At 68.1% G+C, this 18739-nt stretch carries 17 protein-coding genes and 1 tRNA gene; 12 read left to right on the top strand and 6 right to left on the bottom strand.

Annotated features, from left to right (window positions below; translation table 11 throughout):
- Positions 1-7 precede the first annotated feature (7 nt).
- A complete protein-coding gene (locus tag ABIB26_RS15740; RefSeq protein ID WP_354245011.1) occupies positions 8-619 on the top strand; it encodes an ABC transporter ATP-binding protein in 612 nt (203 codons plus the stop codon).
- Entirely contained in the window at positions 616-3273 is a 2658-nt protein-coding gene (locus tag ABIB26_RS15735) for an ABC transporter permease (RefSeq protein ID WP_354245008.1), read from the top strand. The genes ABIB26_RS15740 and ABIB26_RS15735 overlap by 4 nt, the downstream gene beginning before the upstream one ends.
- Before the next feature lie 28 nt (positions 3274-3301).
- Here ABIB26_RS15735 and ABIB26_RS15730 read toward each other — a convergent pair whose 3' ends face one another.
- A complete protein-coding gene (locus ABIB26_RS15730; RefSeq protein ID WP_354245006.1) occupies positions 3302-4015 on the bottom strand; it encodes a response regulator transcription factor in 714 nt (237 codons plus the stop codon).
- A gap of 233 nt (positions 4016-4248) precedes the next feature.
- Here ABIB26_RS15730 and ABIB26_RS15725 point away from each other — a divergent pair, with 233 nt between their 5' ends.
- On the top strand, positions 4249-5544 hold the full coding sequence (locus ABIB26_RS15725) for an alpha/beta hydrolase (RefSeq protein WP_354245003.1): 1296 nt from the start codon (positions 4249-4251) through the stop codon (positions 5542-5544).
- Positions 5545-5941: 397 nt separating this feature from the next.
- On the opposite strand, the gene ABIB26_RS15720 is transcribed toward ABIB26_RS15725, so the two are convergent.
- Together ABIB26_RS15720 and ABIB26_RS15715 are read right to left on the bottom strand one after the other, a co-directional pair.
- Positions 5942-7105: an acyl-CoA dehydrogenase family protein gene (locus ABIB26_RS15720; protein ID WP_354245000.1), complete on the bottom strand. Its 1164-nt coding sequence runs from the start codon at positions 7103-7105 to the stop codon at positions 5942-5944.
- Positions 7106-7125: 20 nt separating this feature from the next.
- Entirely contained in the window at positions 7126-8430 is a 1305-nt protein-coding gene (locus ABIB26_RS15715; RefSeq protein WP_354244997.1) for a M20/M25/M40 family metallo-hydrolase, read from the bottom strand.
- 153 nt (positions 8431-8583) lie between these two features.
- Here ABIB26_RS15715 and ABIB26_RS15710 point away from each other — a divergent pair.
- The 3 genes from ABIB26_RS15710 (at position 8584) to ABIB26_RS15700 (ending at position 10465) form a co-directional block, all read left to right on the top strand.
- Positions 8584-8666 (top strand) — tRNA-Leu (locus tag ABIB26_RS15710).
- A 179-nt stretch (positions 8667-8845) separates the two neighbouring features.
- Complete coding sequence (locus tag ABIB26_RS15705; RefSeq protein ID WP_354244994.1) at positions 8846-9385, top strand: hypothetical protein; 540 nt, start codon at positions 8846-8848, stop codon at positions 9383-9385.
- A 360-nt stretch (positions 9386-9745) separates the two neighbouring features.
- A complete protein-coding gene (locus ABIB26_RS15700; protein ID WP_354244991.1) occupies positions 9746-10465 on the top strand; it encodes a hypothetical protein in 720 nt (239 codons plus the stop codon).
- 124 nt (positions 10466-10589) lie between these two features.
- On the opposite strand, the gene ABIB26_RS15695 is transcribed toward ABIB26_RS15700, so the two are convergent.
- From ABIB26_RS15695 to ABIB26_RS15685, 3 genes are all read right to left on the bottom strand, one after another.
- Complete coding sequence (locus ABIB26_RS15695; protein ID WP_354244989.1) at positions 10590-11051, bottom strand: GatB/YqeY domain-containing protein; 462 nt, start codon at positions 11049-11051, stop codon at positions 10590-10592.
- A 78-nt stretch (positions 11052-11129) separates the two neighbouring features.
- Positions 11130-13301 carry a 4-alpha-glucanotransferase gene (gene malQ / locus ABIB26_RS15690; RefSeq protein WP_354244986.1) on the bottom strand — a complete coding sequence of 724 codons (2172 nt, stop codon included), beginning with the start codon at positions 13299-13301 and terminating at the stop codon, positions 11130-11132.
- Between the two features lie 9 nt (positions 13302-13310).
- Positions 13311-13913 carry a hemerythrin domain-containing protein gene (locus ABIB26_RS15685; RefSeq protein WP_354244983.1) on the bottom strand — a complete coding sequence of 201 codons (603 nt, stop codon included), beginning with the start codon at positions 13911-13913 and terminating at the stop codon, positions 13311-13313.
- 196 nt (positions 13914-14109) lie between these two features.
- Here ABIB26_RS15685 and ABIB26_RS15680 point away from each other — a divergent pair, with 196 nt between their 5' ends.
- From ABIB26_RS15680 to ABIB26_RS15660, 6 genes are all read left to right on the top strand, one after another.
- Positions 14110-14463, top strand: coding sequence for a TraR/DksA family transcriptional regulator (locus ABIB26_RS15680; RefSeq protein WP_354244980.1), 354 nt, complete (start codon positions 14110-14112; stop codon positions 14461-14463).
- Entirely contained in the window at positions 14460-15239 is a 780-nt protein-coding gene (locus ABIB26_RS15675; RefSeq protein ID WP_354244977.1) for a M50 family metallopeptidase, read from the top strand. The genes ABIB26_RS15680 and ABIB26_RS15675 overlap by 4 nt, the downstream gene beginning before the upstream one ends.
- 9 nt (positions 15240-15248) lie before the next feature.
- Positions 15249-16358, top strand: coding sequence for a glutathione S-transferase family protein (locus ABIB26_RS15670; RefSeq protein WP_354244974.1), 1110 nt, complete (start codon positions 15249-15251; stop codon positions 16356-16358).
- A gap of 14 nt (positions 16359-16372) precedes the next feature.
- Complete coding sequence (locus tag ABIB26_RS23765; RefSeq protein WP_502913688.1) at positions 16373-16600, top strand: hypothetical protein; 228 nt, start codon at positions 16373-16375, stop codon at positions 16598-16600.
- Positions 16585-17550: a serine hydrolase domain-containing protein gene (locus tag ABIB26_RS15665; protein ID WP_502913687.1), complete on the top strand. Its 966-nt coding sequence runs from the start codon at positions 16585-16587 to the stop codon at positions 17548-17550. Before ABIB26_RS23765 ends, ABIB26_RS15665 begins: the two co-directional genes overlap by 16 nt.
- Positions 17551-17639: 89 nt before the next feature.
- Positions 17640-18686, top strand: a complete 1047-nt coding sequence (locus ABIB26_RS15660; protein ID WP_354244972.1) for an FUSC family protein — start codon at positions 17640-17642, stop codon at positions 18684-18686.
- Positions 18687-18739: the final 53 nt, after the last annotated feature.

Below are 18739 nucleotides of genomic sequence, written 5' to 3'. Positions count from 1 at the left end.
TGCCGTCGTGGCAGTGCGGAACGTAAGCTGCGCGATCTTCCCGGGGGCCAGGGTTGCCTTGATGGGACCGTCCGGGTCAGGGAAATCCACCTTGCTGCACCTGCTGGCCGGCCTTGTACGGCCGACGTCCGGGTCTATCGAGGGAGAGCTGGTGGAGGCAGGAAAGCCTGCAGGACCCGGCACGGTCGGCCTGGTCTTTCAAAGCCCGAGCCTCATCCCGGCTCTGGATGTATTGGAGAACGTGGCCCTGCCCCTGATCCTGGCAGGGAGTCCGGAAGGTGCGGCGCGCGGTGCGGCCCGTGACGCCCTGGCATTGCTGGGGATCGACTGGCTGGAGGGCAATCTTCCCGAACAGCTTTCCGGCGGCCAGGCCCAGCGGGCCGCCGTCGCCCGTGTCCTCGCCTGCCAGCCGCGGCTGATCCTGGCCGATGAGCCCACCGGCCAGCTTGACCACGCCACCGGGGTCCACGTCATCGAGGTTCTGATCCAGGCGGCGGACTCCCTCGACGCGGCCCTGCTGGTCTCCACTCATGATCCGTTGATCGCCGGCATGCTGGCGGAGATGTGGCAGATGCAGGACGGCGGACTGAGGGACCCGGATGAACAGGAGACATCATGATCTGGCTATGGCTTCGCGGGCTTCGTATCCGCCGCAGCGGCCGCCTGCTGGGCATCGCCGCCGGAATCGCCGTCGCCGTCGCCCTGGTGGCCAGCCTGGGCTCCTTCCTGACCGCCGCGCAGGCATCCATGACTGCCCGGGCGGCCGGGACAGTGGCCGTGGACTGGCAGGTGGAGCTCAGCCAAGGCTCAGACGTCCAAGGCTCCCTGTCCACCATCGCGGCGGCGCCCGGCGTCAAAAGCGCCCTGCCCGTGGGTTTTGCCAGGACGGACGGTTTTCAGAGCGCCGCCGGCGGTTCCGCACAGACCACCGGGCCGGGGATCGTCCTGGGCCTGCCCGAGAACTATGCGTCTACTTTTCCCCACGAGACCCGGACACTGGTTGGCTCCGGCACCGGGATCCTGATTGCACAGCAGACCGCCGCCAATCTCCACGTCGGCCCCGGAGACAGCATTTCCATCCGGCTGGCGGGAACGGCGCCACAGACCGTCACCGTCCGGGGTGTCGTGGATATCCCGCAGGCCAATTCGCTGTTCCAGACCGTGGGCGCACCGGCACAGTCCCAGCCTGCGGCGCCCCCGGATAACATAGTGCTGTTGCCGGCCGCCACGTTCGCCAAGGTCACGGCCGCACTGTCTGCGTCCCGCCCCGACCTGGTGTCCACACAGATCCACGTCCAACGGTCCGGCGAACTGCCAGCCGACCCTGCCGAGGCCTTCATCTTCGTGGGCGGCGCTGCCCGCAATCTGGAAGCGGCACTGGCCGGATCCGGCATTGTGGGGAACAACCTCGGGGCAGCCCTTGATGCGGCGCGGAGCGACGCCAGTTATTCCAAGGTGTTGTTTCTCTTCCTTGGCCTGCCGGGCGCGGTGCTGGCCGGAATCCTGAGCATCAGCATCGCCGGGACGGGGGCGGTGCGCCGCCGCCGGGAGCAGGCGCTGCTGCGCGCCCGAGGTGCAACCGCAGCCCAGGTGGCCCGGGTGGCGGTCCTCGAAGCTGCCCTGGTGGGTGCGGCCGGCGGCCTGGCCGGGCTCGGCGGAGCGGCCGTGATCGGTGCAGCGACCTTCGGGTCGGGCGCTTTCGGGGCTTCCCCCGCCACCGCGGTCCTCTGGGGTGCCGGTGCGTTCGCCGGAGGCCTTCTCATCTCCGGGGCGTCCCTCGTTGCACCGGCCCTGCGTGACTATCGGACGAGCACGGTCGCCGGTGCGCGTCTGCAGATGGGCCGCCACCGCGCCCCCTGGTGGCTGCGCACCGGTCTCGATCTGATAGTCCTCGCGGCAGCCCTGCTGGCCTTTCTGGGAACGAGTGGGACAGGCTACAAGCTGGTTCTGGCGCCGGAGGGTGTCGCTTCGATTTCCGTCGACTACTGGGCCTTTCTGGGCCCGGCCCTGCTCTGGATCGGAACAGGGCTGCTGATCTGGCGGGTCATGGATGTCCTCCTGCGCCGCCGGCGGGGAATCGCCGCGTTCATCAGGCCGTTGGCCGGGAATCTGGCCCCCACCGTGGCCGCGAGCATGGTCCGGCAGCGGTCGGTGATCAGCCAGGCGGTCGTAGTCCTTGCCCTGGCCCTCGCCTTCGCTGCCTCGACGGCGACCTTCAACGCCACCTACCGGCAGCAGGCCGAGGTCGATGCCAGGCTGACCAACGGCGCCGACGTCGCGGTCACGGCGCCGCCGGGCACCACGCTGGACGCCGGCATCGGGCCGGCGATCACCCGTACGCCCGGGGTCGTGTCTGTCGAAGCGCTTCTGCACCGTTACGCCTATGTGGGAGCTGACCTCCAGGACATGTACGGGGTCAACCCCGGATCCATCGCACAGGCCGCCGCGTTGCAGGACGGCTACTTCCAAGGCGCGACTGCCGCAGAGATGATGCACCGGCTCGCCGCCGATCCCGAGGGCGTGCTGGTCAGCGCAGAGACCGTAACGGACTTCCAGTTGAAGGCCGGGGACAGCCTGACCCTGCGGCTGCAGGACGCCGCCACCCACCGACTCACGCCCGTCCAATTCCGGTACGTCGGCGTCGTGACCGAATTCCCGACGGCACCCAAGGACAGCTTCTTCGTAGCCAACGCCGGCTACGTTGCACAAGCCACACACGACGGGGCAAACAGCACCGTCCTGGTTAACACCGAGGGCCGGAACGTGTCCGCCGTGGCGGCCGAGCTCTCCCGGAAACTCGGGCCCACGGCAACGGTGACGGGCATCGACACGGTACGCTCGACCATCGGGTCGAGCCTGACCTCCGTGGACCTCACCGGCCTCACCCGGGTCGAGCTGAGCTTCGCGCTGGTCCTGGCCCTCGCGGCCGGGGGCCTGTTGACGGCCCTCGGGCTCGTGGAGCGACGACGCACCTTCGCCATTGCCACGGTGCTCGGTGCCACCAAGTCCCAACTGCGGGGGTTCATCCTGAGCGAAGGGGCAGTGACCACTGTCGCAGGCGTCGCCGCCGGGGCGGCCGCGGGCTGGGCGTTATCCCTGATGCTGATTGCCGTGCTCAGCGGCGTATTCGATCCGCCCCCGGCGGCGCCGGCCGTCCCCGGCCCGTATCTGGCCCTCCTGCTAGTCGCCTCCGTGGCGGGCATCCTGACAGCAGACCTGATTGCCCTCCGCGCCCGGCGGCTCCCGGCGATCGATTCCCTGCGGGAACCCTGACGAGCCGGGCCTCGGGCGATCCCGGCCCTCACTTGCCAGAACGGCCCGGGTCCTCCAGACGGTACCCCCGTCCACGCACGGTACTGATCACTGGAGTGCCCGCGGTACCCGGCCCTGCGGCGGCAAGCTTGCTCCGCAGCGACGCCACATGCACATCGAGGGTCTTCGTGGAACCAAACCAGTTGACGTCCCAGACATCGGCCATCAGCGTCTCCCGGCTCACCACCCGTCCTGGCTCCCGCCCGAGTCTGAGCAGCAGATCAAATTCCCGCGCCCGCAATGGCACTTCCACCTCGCCGACGACGGCCCGCCGCGCCCCATCGATCCTCAGCGATCCCAGCACGACCACCGACGAGGCGCCGTCCGCATCGGTGGCGGACCCGGCGTTACGGCGCAGATGTGCCCGGACGCGGGCCAGCAGCTCGATGACCCGGAACGGCTTGATCAGGTAATCATCGGCGCCGGATTCCAGGCCCGAGACCACGTCCATGACCTCCCGACGTGCCGTCAGGACCACAATCACGGCGCCAGGCAAAATACTCCGCAGTTCCCGGCACACGCCGAAACCGTCCCGGTCCGGCAACCCCAGATCCAACAGCACCAGATCGGCGCCCGCGGCCGCGGCAGCCAACCCGCCGCCGCCGTTCAACTGCCACTGGACGCTATAGCCGTTGGCGCTCAACGCGGACACCAGAACCCCGCCAATGGTTTGGTCATCCTCAATTACCAGGATTCTGGACATACCGGAATTCTAGACTCCGGACCAGCCCGGTACCCGGGGCAAGCAGGTGCCGACATCTTTTCGGCGCCCGGAACAGCCGCCCGCGCACAGCCGGCTGCCATCTTCAGCCGGTATGATCGGCCCCGGTGACCGGACCGGCAGTCCGGGATTGGTTCAGCGGTATCACCGCTCTGGTGCTCCGGAAGATGCAGTTCCGGCGGGACGGTGGCCGCACAATATGGTCGGCAGGTGCCATGGAAAAATACGTTCTGGCTCTCAACATCGTTGACGGGCCTTTGATCGTCGTGTCTTACGTGCTCAGCGTGGTCCTGGGCGCCGTTCTTCTGGTGCGACGCTCGGGCAGGCTGGTGGCCATTGCGGTTCTCTCAGGCGCCGCCGGCGCCGCGGTCGGGGCCGTCATCCTACTGGTGGCGGAGCGGATCATGCACGCAGTCGGCGGTCCCCTCGGGTGGCCTGTTCGCATCTGGGTCATAGCGTTCTTCGCCGGCCTTGGCATCTGCGGCGCGAACCTCCGGACATCCGGACCACGGCGGAAGGTGCTCGCTTCGGTGGCAGCTCTCAGTTTCGCTGCCACGGCGGCCTTGGGAATCAACGCATTCTACGGACTGAACCCGACCCTGGCGTCGTTCCTGGGCGTCCCCCTCGCCCCGAGGGTTGACTTGGGACCGGTCGCGCCCCATTCCGCCACGCCCCAGGTGCCCCTGTGGGAAACTTGGAAGGCGCCTGCAGGAATGCCCTCCGAGGGTTCAACGGCCCAGATCGTCATCCCGGCGCAGATTTCCGGTTTTCCCTCGCGGCCGGCGGGTCTGTACCTGCCCCCGGCAGCACGGGTCCCCAATCCTCCGGATCTTCCTCTGGTGGTCTTGATGATGGGACAGCCCGGCAATCCGGACCCGCAGTACGCCGCGGCTGTCCTGAACGACTATGCAGCACGCCACGACGGGCTGGCGCCGATCGTTATCGTAGCGGACCAGCTCGGGGATCCCCTGGTCGACAACCTGTGCCTCGATTCAACCCTTCATGGTCGACCGGAGACCTTCGTCAACCGTGACGTGGTCGACTGGGCACGAAGCCACCTGAACATCAGTGACGACCCGAAATACTGGACCATCGCGGGCTATTCACACGGCGGCCAGTGCGCTATTTCCTTCGCCGCCAAGTACCCCACCATCTGGGGCAATGTGTTGGACATATCCGGGGAAGAATACCCGGGGGCAGAGGATCCCGAGGCCAACCTCCAAGAAATGTTCAGCGGCAACCAGGCAGCCTACGACGCCGAAAAACCGGTCAACATCATGAAGCAACAGACGTATCGCGATACCCAAGCCATCTTCACGGCTTCAACCGACGATCCCGTCTACCTGGAGGCTGCCCGTCATGTCTCGGCAGCGGCCGCGGCCGCGGGAATGACCGTCACCTACTACGAGGTCCCTAACGGGGGACACGTAATCGGGGCGCTGAACGGCGGCCTGAGCAAGGGATTCGAAGTCCTCTACCCCCGGCTCGGTCTCTCCCCACCCACCCCGTAGGAGCATGCCCGTCAGCGCTGCCCGGGCCGGCGCCGGCCCCAACCGCACGTCTCGGTTCGGCGCGGACTTGTCTGCAGGATCCCCCGGCGTCATTGACGTCGGGGCGTTGTGCGGCCGCGGCGTCGTGGCCACCCGCGTTCCTCTGTCAATGGCCAATGCGGTGCAGACATCCCCTATGAGCTCGTCACGGTCCGACCTCAATCGAGCCGGAAGCTTGGCCGAGAAAGAGGCCACGCTGCCGGGGGCACAGAGCATCTTGTGGCCGGCGTCCCGCCTAAGCTTCCGGCGGCCTGAAGGAGGTTTCTGCCGGTGCTCTGCGAACTTCGGCCGTGTGCTCGCCGGAAATTTGATCGAGAAGTTGGATGTGCTTGCTGGGCCGCCCTGCACAACCGCGCCGCTACGGCGTTTCCAGCGGACCCAGCCAGGCGTTAGCCACCGTGTTGTGCGCCGATTCGTCGTCGGACGGGTGGAACATGCCCGCCAGCACGTCACGGTACAGCCGCTCCAGCTCCGAACCGCGGAAGTAGCTTGAGCCGCCCGATACCCGGATGGCGAGGTCCACCACGGTGCGTGCCGTCTCAGTCGCCCGTACTTTGAGTCCCACCAGCTGCGGGAACCACTGGCTGCCGTGCTCGGCCAGTTCATCCACGTCCCCGGTGACGCGGGACAGCTGGGGGTACAGCGCGTCCATGGCCATCGCCGCCTCGGCCACCTTCCAGCGGATGTCAGGGTCCTGGGCGTAGCTGCGGCCGCCGTTCTTGAACGAGGTACGGCGCGTGACAGCCTCCACGCCGAGCAGCAGCGCGCGTTCGCCGATGCCGGTGTACACGGCGGCGAGCAACGTCTCGAAGCAGGCGAAGATCGCAAAAATCAGCGGATCCGCGTTCGGGCCCACCGGCAGCTTCCGGAAGATCCGCTCCGCCGGCACGACGGCGCCGTCCAGCACCGTGGTGTTCGACTGGCTGGCCCGCATGCCCAGTGTGTCCCAGTCGTCCAGGATCCGGTAGCCGGGGGTGTCCCGCCTGATGAAGCCGTGCACCAGCTCCCCCTCGCCGTCCCGGGCAGAAGGGTCCTTGCCGAAGATCCCGAGCCGGGTCCACGCCGGAGAGAGGCTCGTGAAGATCTTGCGGCCGGTGAAGGAGTAGCCGCCGTCCGGCTGCGGGACCGCGTCGGTGCGGGAGTCGAAGAGCACCGAGTCGTTGCCCGCCTCGGAATTCCCGAAGGCAAAGATCTCCCCTTGGGCGGCTTCCTTCAGGACGAAATCCAGCGAGGAGTCACCCCGGGCGGCCAAGACGTGCGCGACGCCGGTCCAGACCAGGTGCATGTTGATCGCCAACGCCGTGGCCGGGGCCGCCGTCGCGAGCCGCCGCTGGAGCTGCGCCGCCGCGGCGAGCCCCAGTCCCAGGCCGCCGTCGGAAGCTGGAACGAAGATTTTCAGGTACCCCGCCGCGGCGAGTTCGGCCAGATCCTCGTGGAAGAACGAGTTGTCGCGGTCGTAACCGGCGGCGCGGCCGCGGATCCGCTCCAGCAGGGCCTCGGGCAGGACATCTTCGGGGCTCATGGTGTGTCGTCGTTTCAGGCTCAGTAGTTGGTGAGCAGGGTGTCCAGCACCCGCGCGCCGAACTTCAGCGACTCGGCCGGTACGCGTTCGTCGACGCCGTGGAACATTCCGGTGAAGTCCAGTTCGTCCGGCAGTTGGAGCGGGGCGAAGCCGTAGCCGGTGATGCCGAGCCGGCTCAGCGCTTTGTTGTCCGTGCCCCCGGAGAGCGTGTACGGCAGGACCTTGGCGCCGGGGTCCTCGGAGTGCAGGGCATCGATCATCGAATCGACCAGGTTCCCGGCGAAGGGGACTTCCAGGGAGACGTCGTTGTGGACATAGCTCACCTCCACGCCGGTGCCGGCCAGTTCGCGGACGATCTCCAGGACCTGCTGTTCCTGGCCGGGCAGCGTCCGGCAGTCCACGAGGGCCTCGGCGGACTCGGGGATCACGTTGTGCTTGTAGCCGCCCTTCAGGAGTGTCGGGTTGGTGGTGTTCTGCAGCGTCGCGCCGACGAAGCGGGCCACCGTGCCGAGCTCCTTCAGGATCTTTTCCGGATCATCGGGATCGAACTCAACCCCCGTGAGTTCCGTCACGCCGTCCAGGAACTGCCGGGTGGTGGGCGTCAGTTCCACGGGCCACTTGTATTCACCGATCCGTGAGACGGCACCGGCGAGCCGAGTCACGGCGTTGTCCGTGTTGATCTGGGAGCCATGGCCGGCGCGTCCGTGGGCCACGAGTCGGAGCCAGGACAGGCCTTTTTCGGCGGTCTGCAGCAGATAGGTGCGCTGGCCGCCGATGATGGCGGAGAAGCCGCCCACTTCAGAGATCGCCTCGGTGGCGCCCTCAAACAGTTCCGGACGTTTGTCGACGGCGTAGTGGGCACCGTACTTGCCGCCGGCTTCCTCATCGGCGAAGAACGCGAAGATCAGGTCCCGCTTGGGTTTGCGGCCCGTGCGGGCGAAGTTGCGCAGCACGGAGAGGATCATGGCGTCCATGTCCTTCATGTCGACGGCGCCGCGGCCCCAGATCAGCCCGTCCTTGAGTTCCGCACCGAAGGGGTCAACGGACCACTGGTCACGAAGGGCCGGAACAACGTCCAGGTGCCCGTGGACCACGAGGGCGCTGGCGGACGGGTCCTCCCCCGCGAGCCTGGTGACCACGCTGGCCCGGCCGGGAGCAGACTCGAAGATTTCGGCGTCCAGCCCCACCTCGGTCATAAGTCCCGCCGTGTATTCGGCGGCCGCACGCTCCCCCGGACCCGACCCGTCGCCGTAGTTGGAGGTGTCGATCCGGATCAGTTCCTGGCAGATCCTGACAACTTCGTCCTCGGGCCGGATTTCAGTCATGGGGCACTCCTTGTGGCGGGGGCTGATTGCTGGCTTCAGCCTACCCACAAGCCCCGATTATTTGTTTCCGGAAACTTCATGCTAGAGTCTTTCTCGCTGCTTCGGAGAAAAGCGAAACGCTGAAAGGCGGAAATCGTCTCCGAATTACCACCTGCGCGGGTGGCGGAATGGCAGACGCGCTAGCTTGAGGTGCTAGTCCTCGAAAGGGGGTGGGGGTTCAAGTCCCCCTCCGCGCACAACAGGAAAAGCTCTGGAATCCAAGGATTTCAGGGCTTTTTCGTGTCTTCCCAGCGCGAGGCCCAGTTCCACCCCGGAGTTGGGAAAGATCGCCGCCGGGATCGCTCGGGCACACCGGGAGCACGCCGCATTGAATGGAGCACCGCAATCCGTCCGGACCGCGGCCTAAACTGGTCCCGTGAACCCGACCCCGTCTCCGAGCCCCCTCGATGTCTTCGTGCACACAGGGCCCGCCGAGTGGTGGCAGGTTCTTGCTGCCTTGGGCCCTCTGGCGGTCGTCCTGGGTGCCGCCCTCGCCGCGCTCATCGGCTGGAACACGCTCCGGCAGCGGACTGCCGCCGACGCACGCGCCCTGACCCAAAAGTCCGAGGCTGACAACCGCTCCGAGTGGTGGAAGCGGACCCAATGGGCACTGGACGCCGTCCTGTCCGGGGACAAAAAGCGGGGTACCGTCGGGCTGAAAGTCCTCGGCGTACTTGGGGAAAGCCCCCTGGCAGGACCCGGTGAGCTGGCCGTCCTGGAAGCTGCATGGAAAAAGCCCCTCGCCGCAGCACCCTCCCGGAACGAGCCGGCCGCGGCCTCCGACGTCGACGACGACGAGCGGGCCATGCAGATCGCCGCGGCCCAGCTTCGCATCGTTACCGACCGCCGCCTCGGCAAGCCCACACCTGTTTGGGTGAAGGAACTCGCGACCGAAGAGCCGCGCCAAACTTCCTGACCCGGCAGGCGATCCCAGGCCGGCATCTCCAGCGATTCGAAGTATGGCGCCGGCGCGATGGACGATTCCGCCAGCGCGCGTACTCGAGCACACCCCCTGTGCCGTCCAGGTGACGGCCGCGGCCGTCGCAGGCGAGGGCGTCGATCTCAGCGGCTGGAACCACACCCGCTACGTCGCGTCCGTGGCCCAGGAACTCGCACCACCTTCGGCTCCGGGGCGGGGCGTAACGAAACCGGGCCGTCAGCGTCATCCGGGCCTCCATGCCGCACAATGAATTCCGGACCGGCCGACGTTGACGGGACCGGCCACGGCGCGACAACCGAACGATCAGCACTCCAGGCGACGAATTTGGGGGAAACCATGAGCAACGAATACCGCCTTGCCGACGGCTCGCCGCGGTACGGATCACGCACCGAAGCCCACATACCGAATCAGGCAGGGCCAGCGCCCGTCGTCCGCGTCGAAGAAGCAGCCGAGGCGGCTGCCCGCCTGGGACTGGATGACATGGCCGCAGCCATCGACCGCCGGCTGACAAGTTCCTGGGCCGACAAGACCGACCCGCTCGTGAAAGGGTTGAGGAAAGCCCACCCGGAGGAGCTGGCCGCCGGCCGCGCCCTGGTCACGCTGCACCTCGGCTCCCAGCGGCAGTGGCGGCTGAAGGCACAGTCCGTGCGGGACAAGCACCTGGCCGCGACCATGCTCCGGCGCCGCGCCTCTGGCAGCGCCCGTGAAATCCTTCTGCTGCGGCTCGTCCTGATGGGCGCCCTCATCGCATTCCCGTCGTCCATCGTGGCAACCAGCCGGGAGGACCTGCTGAAGCTCGTCGTCGTCGGCGTGGCGTGCATTGCTATGGCGTTCATCGGCGGGCACTTCATCACCGTCCATTCACGGGTGCCGGTCATGCCGAACATCCGGAACGCCTGGCTGAGCGAGCTGCGCGAGGACATCGTCGACGCGACCCTGGTCGCCATCCTGCAGAACATGGGTGTGGACCTCGACAGTCGGACTGCGGATGCCGGCCGCCGCGGATGGATGAGTATCCAGGTTGCATCCAAAGCTGTGGGCGCCCTGCGCTGCTGAACTGCTCCATGAGCGGCGAGGCCCGGATGGCCGAACGTCCGCCGAGCCTCCGTCCGAATCGAGCCTGGCGGCCTGAAAAAGAGGACCCAGACAGGTTGGCTGCGCGGGTCCCCCTCGTTGCCGGCTACGCCAGGCGGGCGCGGACGATCTCGCTGACGGTCTTGCCGTCGAAGCGTCCTGCCACCTTCGCCGTGACCGGCTTCATCACTGCGCCGATGGAACGCATGGAGAGCTCCTGGCCGTCGGCCCTGAGCGCGGCGACCGCCTCGTCGACGATGGCATCGACCTCGTCACGGGTCAGTGCCTTCGGAAGGTACGCCTCGATGATCTCTGCCTCGGCCACCTCCGCTGCGGCCCGCTCGGCCTCGCCTGCTTCGTTGTAGATGCGGGCGGTGTCGCGGCGTTTGGCCGCTTCTTTCTGCAACAGCGACGTCACCTGGGCGTCGTCCAGCTCGACGGGCGTCTTGCCGGACTTCTCGCGCGTGCTGATCTCGCCCAGGACGTTGCGGACAGTCGTCAGTGCGGTCTTGTTGCCGGCCTTCATGTGGCCGACGACGTCTTCCTTCAGGCGCTCTTTCAGCGTCATGGTGTTCCTCGTTTCGTTGGGTACCCGCCTGGTACCCACCGCAGGTGTTGGGTTCGGCAGCGGCGGGTGCCTTCCCGTTTACTCTTTCATACCTGGCTGCAGTGACGTGCGGACAGTCCTGATCAGCGAACGGAACCGCGGATCGTCCGGCAGCCCGTCGAGCAGCACAGGGCCGTTGGGGCCAGCCAGTGGTATGCGCCAGTTCGGATATTGCGCGCTGGTCCCGGGCTGGTTCTGCGTCCGCGTTTCGCCGACCGCATCCACGAGGGCCACCCCCAGCAGCGACGACGGCGCCAGCGCCGTGAACGCGTACAGGGCCTCGACCGTCGCCTGCACGTCCTGCCGGCCGCCGTCGGGTCCGGCCGGCAACAGCCCGCGCTCCCGGACCAGGGCCAGCACGGCCTCCTGCTCGGCGGCGGCCTCGGCGCGTTCCTCGTCAACCGGACGCTGCAGCAGCCCCAGGGACTCGCGGAGGGCGACGTGTTCGCCGGCCAGGTAGCCCGCCGTCGGCGGCAGATCGTGGGTGTTGACGCTGGTCAGGCACCGTTGGCGGTACTTTTCCGGCGGGATCGGCCCGTCCGCGTCGTGCTCAAACCAGAGGATCGACGTTCCGAAGATCCCCCGCTCGGCCAGATAGTCCCGGACCCAGGGTTCGAACACGCCCAGGTCCTCGCCGATCACGATCGCCCCGGCCCGCTGCGCCTCCAGGGCCAGGATGCCGATGAGCGCTTCATGGTCGTAGTAGACGTAGGTCCCCTGCTCCGGCCCTGCCCCCGCCGGGATCCACCACAGTCGGAACAGGCCCAGGATGTGGTCCACCCGGATCCCGCCGGCATGGCGCAGCACGGTCCGGAGCATGTCGCGGTAGGCGGCATAACCGGATTCCGCGAGCCGGACCGGGTGCCATGGCGGCTGGGTCCAGTCCTGGCCCTGCTGATTGAACATGTCCGGTGGCGCGCCGACCGTGACATTCCGGGCCAGCACTCCGGCAAGGGACCAGGCGTCGGCACCACCCTGTTTCACCCCCACGGCAAGATCGTGAATGACGCCGATTTCCATGCCCGACTGCGTGGCAGAGCGCTGCGCCGCTTCCAGCTGCCGGTCGCAGCACCACTGCATCCAGCGGTGGAATGCGATCCGGTCTGCGAGCAGGGCCCGCTGTTCGGTGCAGTACGGGGTATCCGGCGCTGTTGCCTCCTCGGCCCATTCCGTTGATTCCGGGGGCAACTTCTCGGCCAGCGCGCACCAGAGCGCGAAGTCAGCGAGCCCTTGCCCTTGCTCGGCGCAAAAGTCTTCGAACCCGCGCGCACGGGCCGGTCCGCGCCGGACCCGGAACACAAGCTCGAGGGCGGCCAGTTTCGCCGCATAACTGGCGTTCCGGTCCAGCAGCTCCGCGGAGAGGTTGGCGGAATGTTGCTGTTCGGCCAGCCGCTGCACCTCGGCCCGGTCCGCCGGGTCCAGGTACGCGCATTCGGGGATCTCCTCCACCCGGAGGTAGAGCGGGTTGAAGAAACGCCTGGTGGTGGGCAGGTACGGCGAGTCTTCGACCGGCGGGCGCGGTTCGGCGGCGTGCAACGGGTTGACCAGCACAAAGCCGGCGCCGTCCTCCCCCGAGATCGCGGCAAGGTCGGCCAGATCGGCGAAATCGCCGATCCCCCAGGACCGGGAGGAGCGGACGGAATAGAGCTGTGCGGCCAGTCCCCAGTTCCGTCGGCCCGCGAGCGCCTCGGTGGTGCGGAGCCGCCGCGGCGTGACCACCAGCGCGCACTCGGCCAGTGTGCCGGCGGCGTCCGCCAGCAGCGTGTGCCAGCCCAGGGGAAGGTCATCCGGGACTGCGAACGTCGCCCGTCCCGTCAGGACGCCGTCGACGTCGACGGGCTCGTCCCAGTTCTCCCGCTGGACAGCCTCCTGCCGGCCGCCGTCCTCGGCCACAATCCAGACGCTGACGTCGCTTCCGTGCGGAACGTGGACGTTGACGAGGGCTTCCTGCCCTTCGCGTGTGACGACGACGGCCGGCAGGACGCGCCGCCACGGCGCCAGCCGGGACTCGTGCAGCGCCCGCTGTATCACCCCTGCCCCGTGGCTCGGGACACCCAGCGCTGCCAGGACACCGCGGAGGGTGCTGTCCGGTACGGAACGTTCGACGCCGTCCCACCCCCGGAACGTGGTCCCTACTCCGTGCGCCGCCGCGAGCTCCCGCAAAAGCGCGGCTTCGAGGTCAATGTTGTCGTGGTGCGTACCGTCCGCCATGGGGCCACTCTAGACGGTGCCCCCGCGGCCGGCGCGTGATCGACGCACGTGGGCTTCGCCGACCAGTTCGGAAAGGCCCCCCACGGCCTGCGCAAGCGAGAGCCCCGGGGACGCCTCGATGAGCGGCAGCAGGAGACGGTTCTCTTTGTCCACGTGCACGGCGAAGATATGCCGGAGGGCACCGGCGGCCACCGCGGCATCGACCCCGCTGGCCCCGCGCAAGTCCTCGACCAGCCCCGCGATCACCTGATGCTCGGCCAGCATTCCTTCCACAAGCAGTTTTCCCTCGGGTGTATCCCCGGCACCTCCGTAGAGGGGGCCTTCTTCGGCGAGCGCGTGCGGGACCAGTTCGGTTTCGCACCATTCCACCAGCACTTCATGGGCATCGTGCTCGGCCACCGCATCCCCCGCCTTGACGGCGTGAGTGAGCGTGGAGGCGAGGGCATTGAGCCGCCTGAGCATGCTGCCATGATGCGTCTCCACGGCTTCAAGGGCGCCGGCTTCCTCGCCGGCGTCTTTGGCGGCAGGGTTCAGCGGCCCGGTGTCTTTGGCGGCGGGGTTCAGCGGCTCAGGATTCAGCGGCCCGGGGTCACGTGGCTCCGACTCATCCATGAAGCTGCCCTCCTGACCTGACCCGGTCCAGGGGCCAGCCCGCGATTTCCTGCTCTTTTCCCACGCGATTTCCTGCTCTTTTCCCACTGTAGGGCCGGGCTGTCCGCGGCGAACGGGCCTTTTGGCCCGTCTACTGACCGCTCGGTGCCGGCTTCCGCTTTTCGACGGGATTCGTTCCGCGCTAGCCTTGCAGCCTATGGTCGACGTCGAACGGTTCCGGATGCTCCTCCAGGAGGAGCGCCGCCGGAAAATAGCCCTCCTTCCCGCGCTCCAGCGGGACATCACCTCGGTGAACGCCGCCCGGCAGGACTCCAACGTGGACGATGAACACGATCCGGAGGGGGCGACCATCGCGTTCGAGCTGTCCCAGGCCTCGGCGCTGCTGAAGCAGAGCACGGCAGGGCTGGCCCAGATAGACGCAGCCCTGGCCCGCATCGATGATGGCCGCTATGGCATCTGTGAGGTCTGCGGCGAGGAGATCGCGGAAGGGCGGCTTGAGGCCAGGCCCTGGACTCCCTACTGCATCCGTCACACCTCGGGAAAGGCATGACGAATCCCCTCGGGGACAACCCTGCCGGGACCTGGTGGGACCGGATCATCGCCGGCTTCAGCCAGTCGCCCCTCCCCCACGTCACCGGCACCGAGCTCGCCGTCGTGATGCTCCTGGCCTTCGCCATGTCCCTGCCCCGCGCCACCTGGCGATACTTCGGCCTGCTGGCCACCGTGACACACGAACTCGGCCACGCCTTCGCTGCCCTCATGACGGGCCAGCGGCTCGGCGGTATCCGGTTGCGCCTGGACCACTCTGGCACCACCACCACCTACAGCCGGAGCCGCCTGTCTGCCGTCTGGTCCATGTTCTGGGGCTATCCGGTGCCGGCCGTCGTGGGGGCCGCCATGGTCTGGTGCGGCTTCAACGGATGGGGTCCGGCGGCGATGTCCGTGGGGACCCTGCTGCTGCTGGCATCGTTCGTGTTCATCCGCAACGGGGTGGGCCTGCTGATTACTGCGGCTGCCGTGTTGGCCGCCGCGCTCCTCGTGCTGTTCGTCCCGCCGGAATTCACCGGCCACGTCATGATCGTGCTCGGCCTCGCCCTGTTGGTTGCCGCCGTCCGGGACCTCGGAAAGCTGGCGAACGTCCATCTGCGGCGCCGGGAACGGCTGCCGACGTCGGACGCGTACCTGCTGTTCCGGGCCACCTCCATCCCCGCCGTCGTGTGGATTGTGCTCTTCGCCGCCGTGGTGGCGGGCGCCTGGTGGTTTGCCTGGCAGCCGATGGCGCGGGTGCTGGCCGCCCTGCTGGGTCACGGCGTTCCCCGGGCATAGGCTGGGTCCATGAGCCAGACATCCACGAGCAAGAGCCCCTCCAGTGCGGACCACGGCGGCACTACCCACACCGACGACGCCGGATTCAGCACCCGGGGCGCCTACGTCACCGGCGGAGCCGAGTTCAGCAGGGACACCAACTACATCGAGGACCGGATTACGCTGGACGGCACCCCGGGCAGCAACGGCGAACCCGGCTGGCCCGTGGAACCGGGGCGCTACCGGCTGGTCGCTGCCCGCGCCTGCCCCTGGGCCAACCGGACGGTGATCGTGCGCCGGCTGCTGGGCCTGGAGGACGTGATCTCGCTCGGGCAGCCCGGCCCCACCCACGATGCACGCTCCTGGACCTTCGACCTGGACCCCGGCGGCAAGGACCCCGTGCTGGGAATCGAGAGGATCCAGGACGCCTACCTCCGCCGGTTCCCGGACTATCCGCGCGGCATCACGGTGCCGGCCATAGTGGATGTCCCCACCGGTCAGGTGGTCACCAACAATTTCCCGCAGATCACCCTGGACTTCTCCACCGAGTGGACCGCGTACCACCGCCCCGGCGCCCCGGAACTGTACCCCGAGCACCTGCGGGAAGAGATCGACTCGGTCAACAAACGCGTCTTCACGGAGATCAACAACGGCGTGTACCGCTGTGGCTTCGCCGGCTCCCAGGAGGCGTACGACGCCGCCTACGGCAGGCTGTGGACCGCCCTGGACTGGCTGGAGGAGCGGCTCGCCGGCCAGCGGTACCTCGTGTGCGACACCATCACCGAGGCCGACGTCCGCCTCTTCACCACCCTGGCCCGCTTCGACGCCGTCTACCACGGCCACTTCAAGTGCAACCGGCAGAAACTCAGCGAAATGCCGGTGCTCTGGGCCTACGCGAGGGATCTGTTCCAGACGCCCGGTTTCGGCGACACGACGGACTTCGTGCAGATCAAGCAGCACTACTACATCGTCCATGAGGACATCAACCCCACCGGGGTTGTCCCGAAGGGGCCCGCGCTGGGCAACTGGCTCACCGACCACGGCCGCGAAGCGCTCGGCGGCCGGCCCTTCGGCGACGGGACGCCGCCCGGACCCGTCCGGGCGGGCGAAGAAGTCGCACCCGGTCACGGGGCGGCCTGAACGGGGCGGCCTGAATGGTGCGGCCCTCGACCACATCGCTGTCCGCCGGGTTCGCCACCGCGGACTTCTCTGCCGTCCGTGCGCTGTTCGATTCCTTCCTGGCCGAGGATCCGGACTACAGCGCCCAGCTGGCGGTGTACCGCGACGGCGCGAAGGTGCTCGAGCTCACCGGCGGTCCGCAGCTGGCCCCGGTGACATCACCGGCACGTTCTCCTGCTCAAAGGGCGTGGCGGCCTTCGTGATCGCCCTGCTCGTGCAGGACGGGACGTTGGAGCTGGACCGGACCATGTCCTCCTACTGGCCCGAATTCGGTGCCCAGGGCAAGGACCGGCTCAGCGTCCGGCAGGCACTCTCGCACCAGGCCGGCGTGCCCGGCATCGAAGGCGGGTTCGCCCTGGACGAGTTCACCACTCCGGCCGCAGCAGCCAGGCTCGCCGGCGCGGTGCCGCTCTGGCGCCCGGGTACCGCGTTCGGCTACCACGCGCTGACCATGGGGATCCTGATGGAGGAGCTGTGCCGCAGGATTGCCGGTGCCACCCTGCAGGAGCTGTACGACTCCCGCATCCGCCGGCCCTTCGGGATCGACTTCTTCCTCGGACTCCCGGAGGACCAGGAGCCGCGCTACCGGGACGTCCTGTATACGGAAGACCCGGACCAGTCGTGGCTTGACCCGCTCAGCCTGGCCGGCCTGAACAGCAACGCACCGGTCAGCACCATCATGGAGCTCCCCAACCACCGCGCCATCCGTGCCGGCGGGATGAGCAGCGCCGGCGGCGTGGGGTCCGCCGACGGCCTCGCCCGGCTCTATGCCGCCGCCACAACGGGACTCGACGGCGGCGCGCCGTTCCTGACACCGCGGACCATCGGGACCATGTCCGAGGAACAGGTGTGGGGGCTGGACCGGGCCTCCGGCCAGGACAACGCCTTCGCCATCGTGTTCATGAAACCGCAGCCGGGCCGCGACTTCGGCAGCCACCGTGCCTTCGGCCACGAGGGGGCCAGCGCCGCGCTTGGCTTCGCGGACCCGGCCTACGGGCTCGGCTTCGGATACGTTCCCCGCCGCAACGAAGAAGGCCGCACCAACGGGCGCGCCCAGCGACTTTCCGCCGCCGTCCGGAAGGCCGCCCACGCCGCCGGCGGAACCCGCGGCCTGAACGTTCCTCCATTTGTAGCAGCAATGCCCCCCGCCTAGGCTGAGCCGGGATGCGTACGACACCAGAGGCGACAGACACCGGACACCCCCCGCCGCTCCGCCGGCACTGGGGGGTTGTGAAAGGCAGAATGGCTTCGGTGCTCCTCTGGCCCCGGCTGAAGCTGGCCCTGAAGGCGGCGCTCGCCGCGGGCCTTGCCTTTTTCATTGCCCCCTTTATGCCCGGTTCCGCGGCCGACTACCCCTACTACGCCCCGCTCGGTGCCTTGGTCGCCATGTACGAGAACGTTTCCGGCTCCATGCGCCAGGGGGTGCAGACGCTCGTGGGCCTGGCGATTGGGATCGGGCTGGCGTTCATGCTCTTCAGCCTCGGGGAACCGACCCCGGTGACGGTCGCCATCGTCATGGGGCTGGGTGTCATCCTCGCGGGACTGCCGCGGATCGGCTCCGGCAGCGACTGGATTCCGACGGCGGCACTCCTGGTCCTGCTGGTCGGCGGCCACAACCCGGACGAATTCTCCTTTGGCTACCTGGTTCAGATGGGCGCCGGCGTCACGGTGGGCATCCTGGTCAATCTCCTGGTCTTCCCGCCGCTGCACTTCAAGGCCGCGGCCCTCAGCATCGCGGAGCTGCGGCTGGCCCTCGCCCGGCAGCTCTGGGACATGGGCAAGGCTCTCAAAGAGAACTGGCCGCCCGAGCACGAGGACTGGTCGCGCCGGTCAGATGCGCTCGCGGCCTCGGCCCGCACCGTGCGCCTGGCCGTGGAAAAAGCGGACGCCAGCCGGCGGGCGAATCCCCGGCGGCTGCTGCATCCGCGGGACATGGACCTGGACTACCGCAATCTCCGGGATCTGGAACGGGTCACGTTCCACGTGCAGGACGTCACGCAGGTGCTCTCGGATGTCATCTGGGCCGAGGACACACCCTTCGTTGTGCCGGACGAGTACTTCGCGCAGCTCGCCGAGGCGATGTCAGCGGTGGGCGACGTGCTGCGCTCCATCGAAGAGGAGAGCCCGGAACGGCAGCTCGAGCTGGCCGGGGCAGCCGACGCCGCCGTCAAGGAACTGACCGGGCGCATCGGCGCGGAGGAAACCGCTACGGACGCGCCCAGTGCGGTCGAATCGGTCCTGTTGAGCCTCTACCGGGTGCTCCGCGTCGTCAGGACCCCAGGGGCCTAAGCGCCGGCGGCCGCCCGCGGTGTTTCCCGCGGACCGCCGCCTTGGCCGTCGAT

This window comes from Arthrobacter sp. UYEF20 (genome assembly GCF_040546335.1).
Taxonomy (GTDB): domain Bacteria; phylum Actinomycetota; class Actinomycetes; order Actinomycetales; family Micrococcaceae; genus Arthrobacter.
The sequence above is the reverse complement of the archived record's forward strand: the minus strand, read 5'-3'. Positions and strand labels throughout refer to the sequence as shown.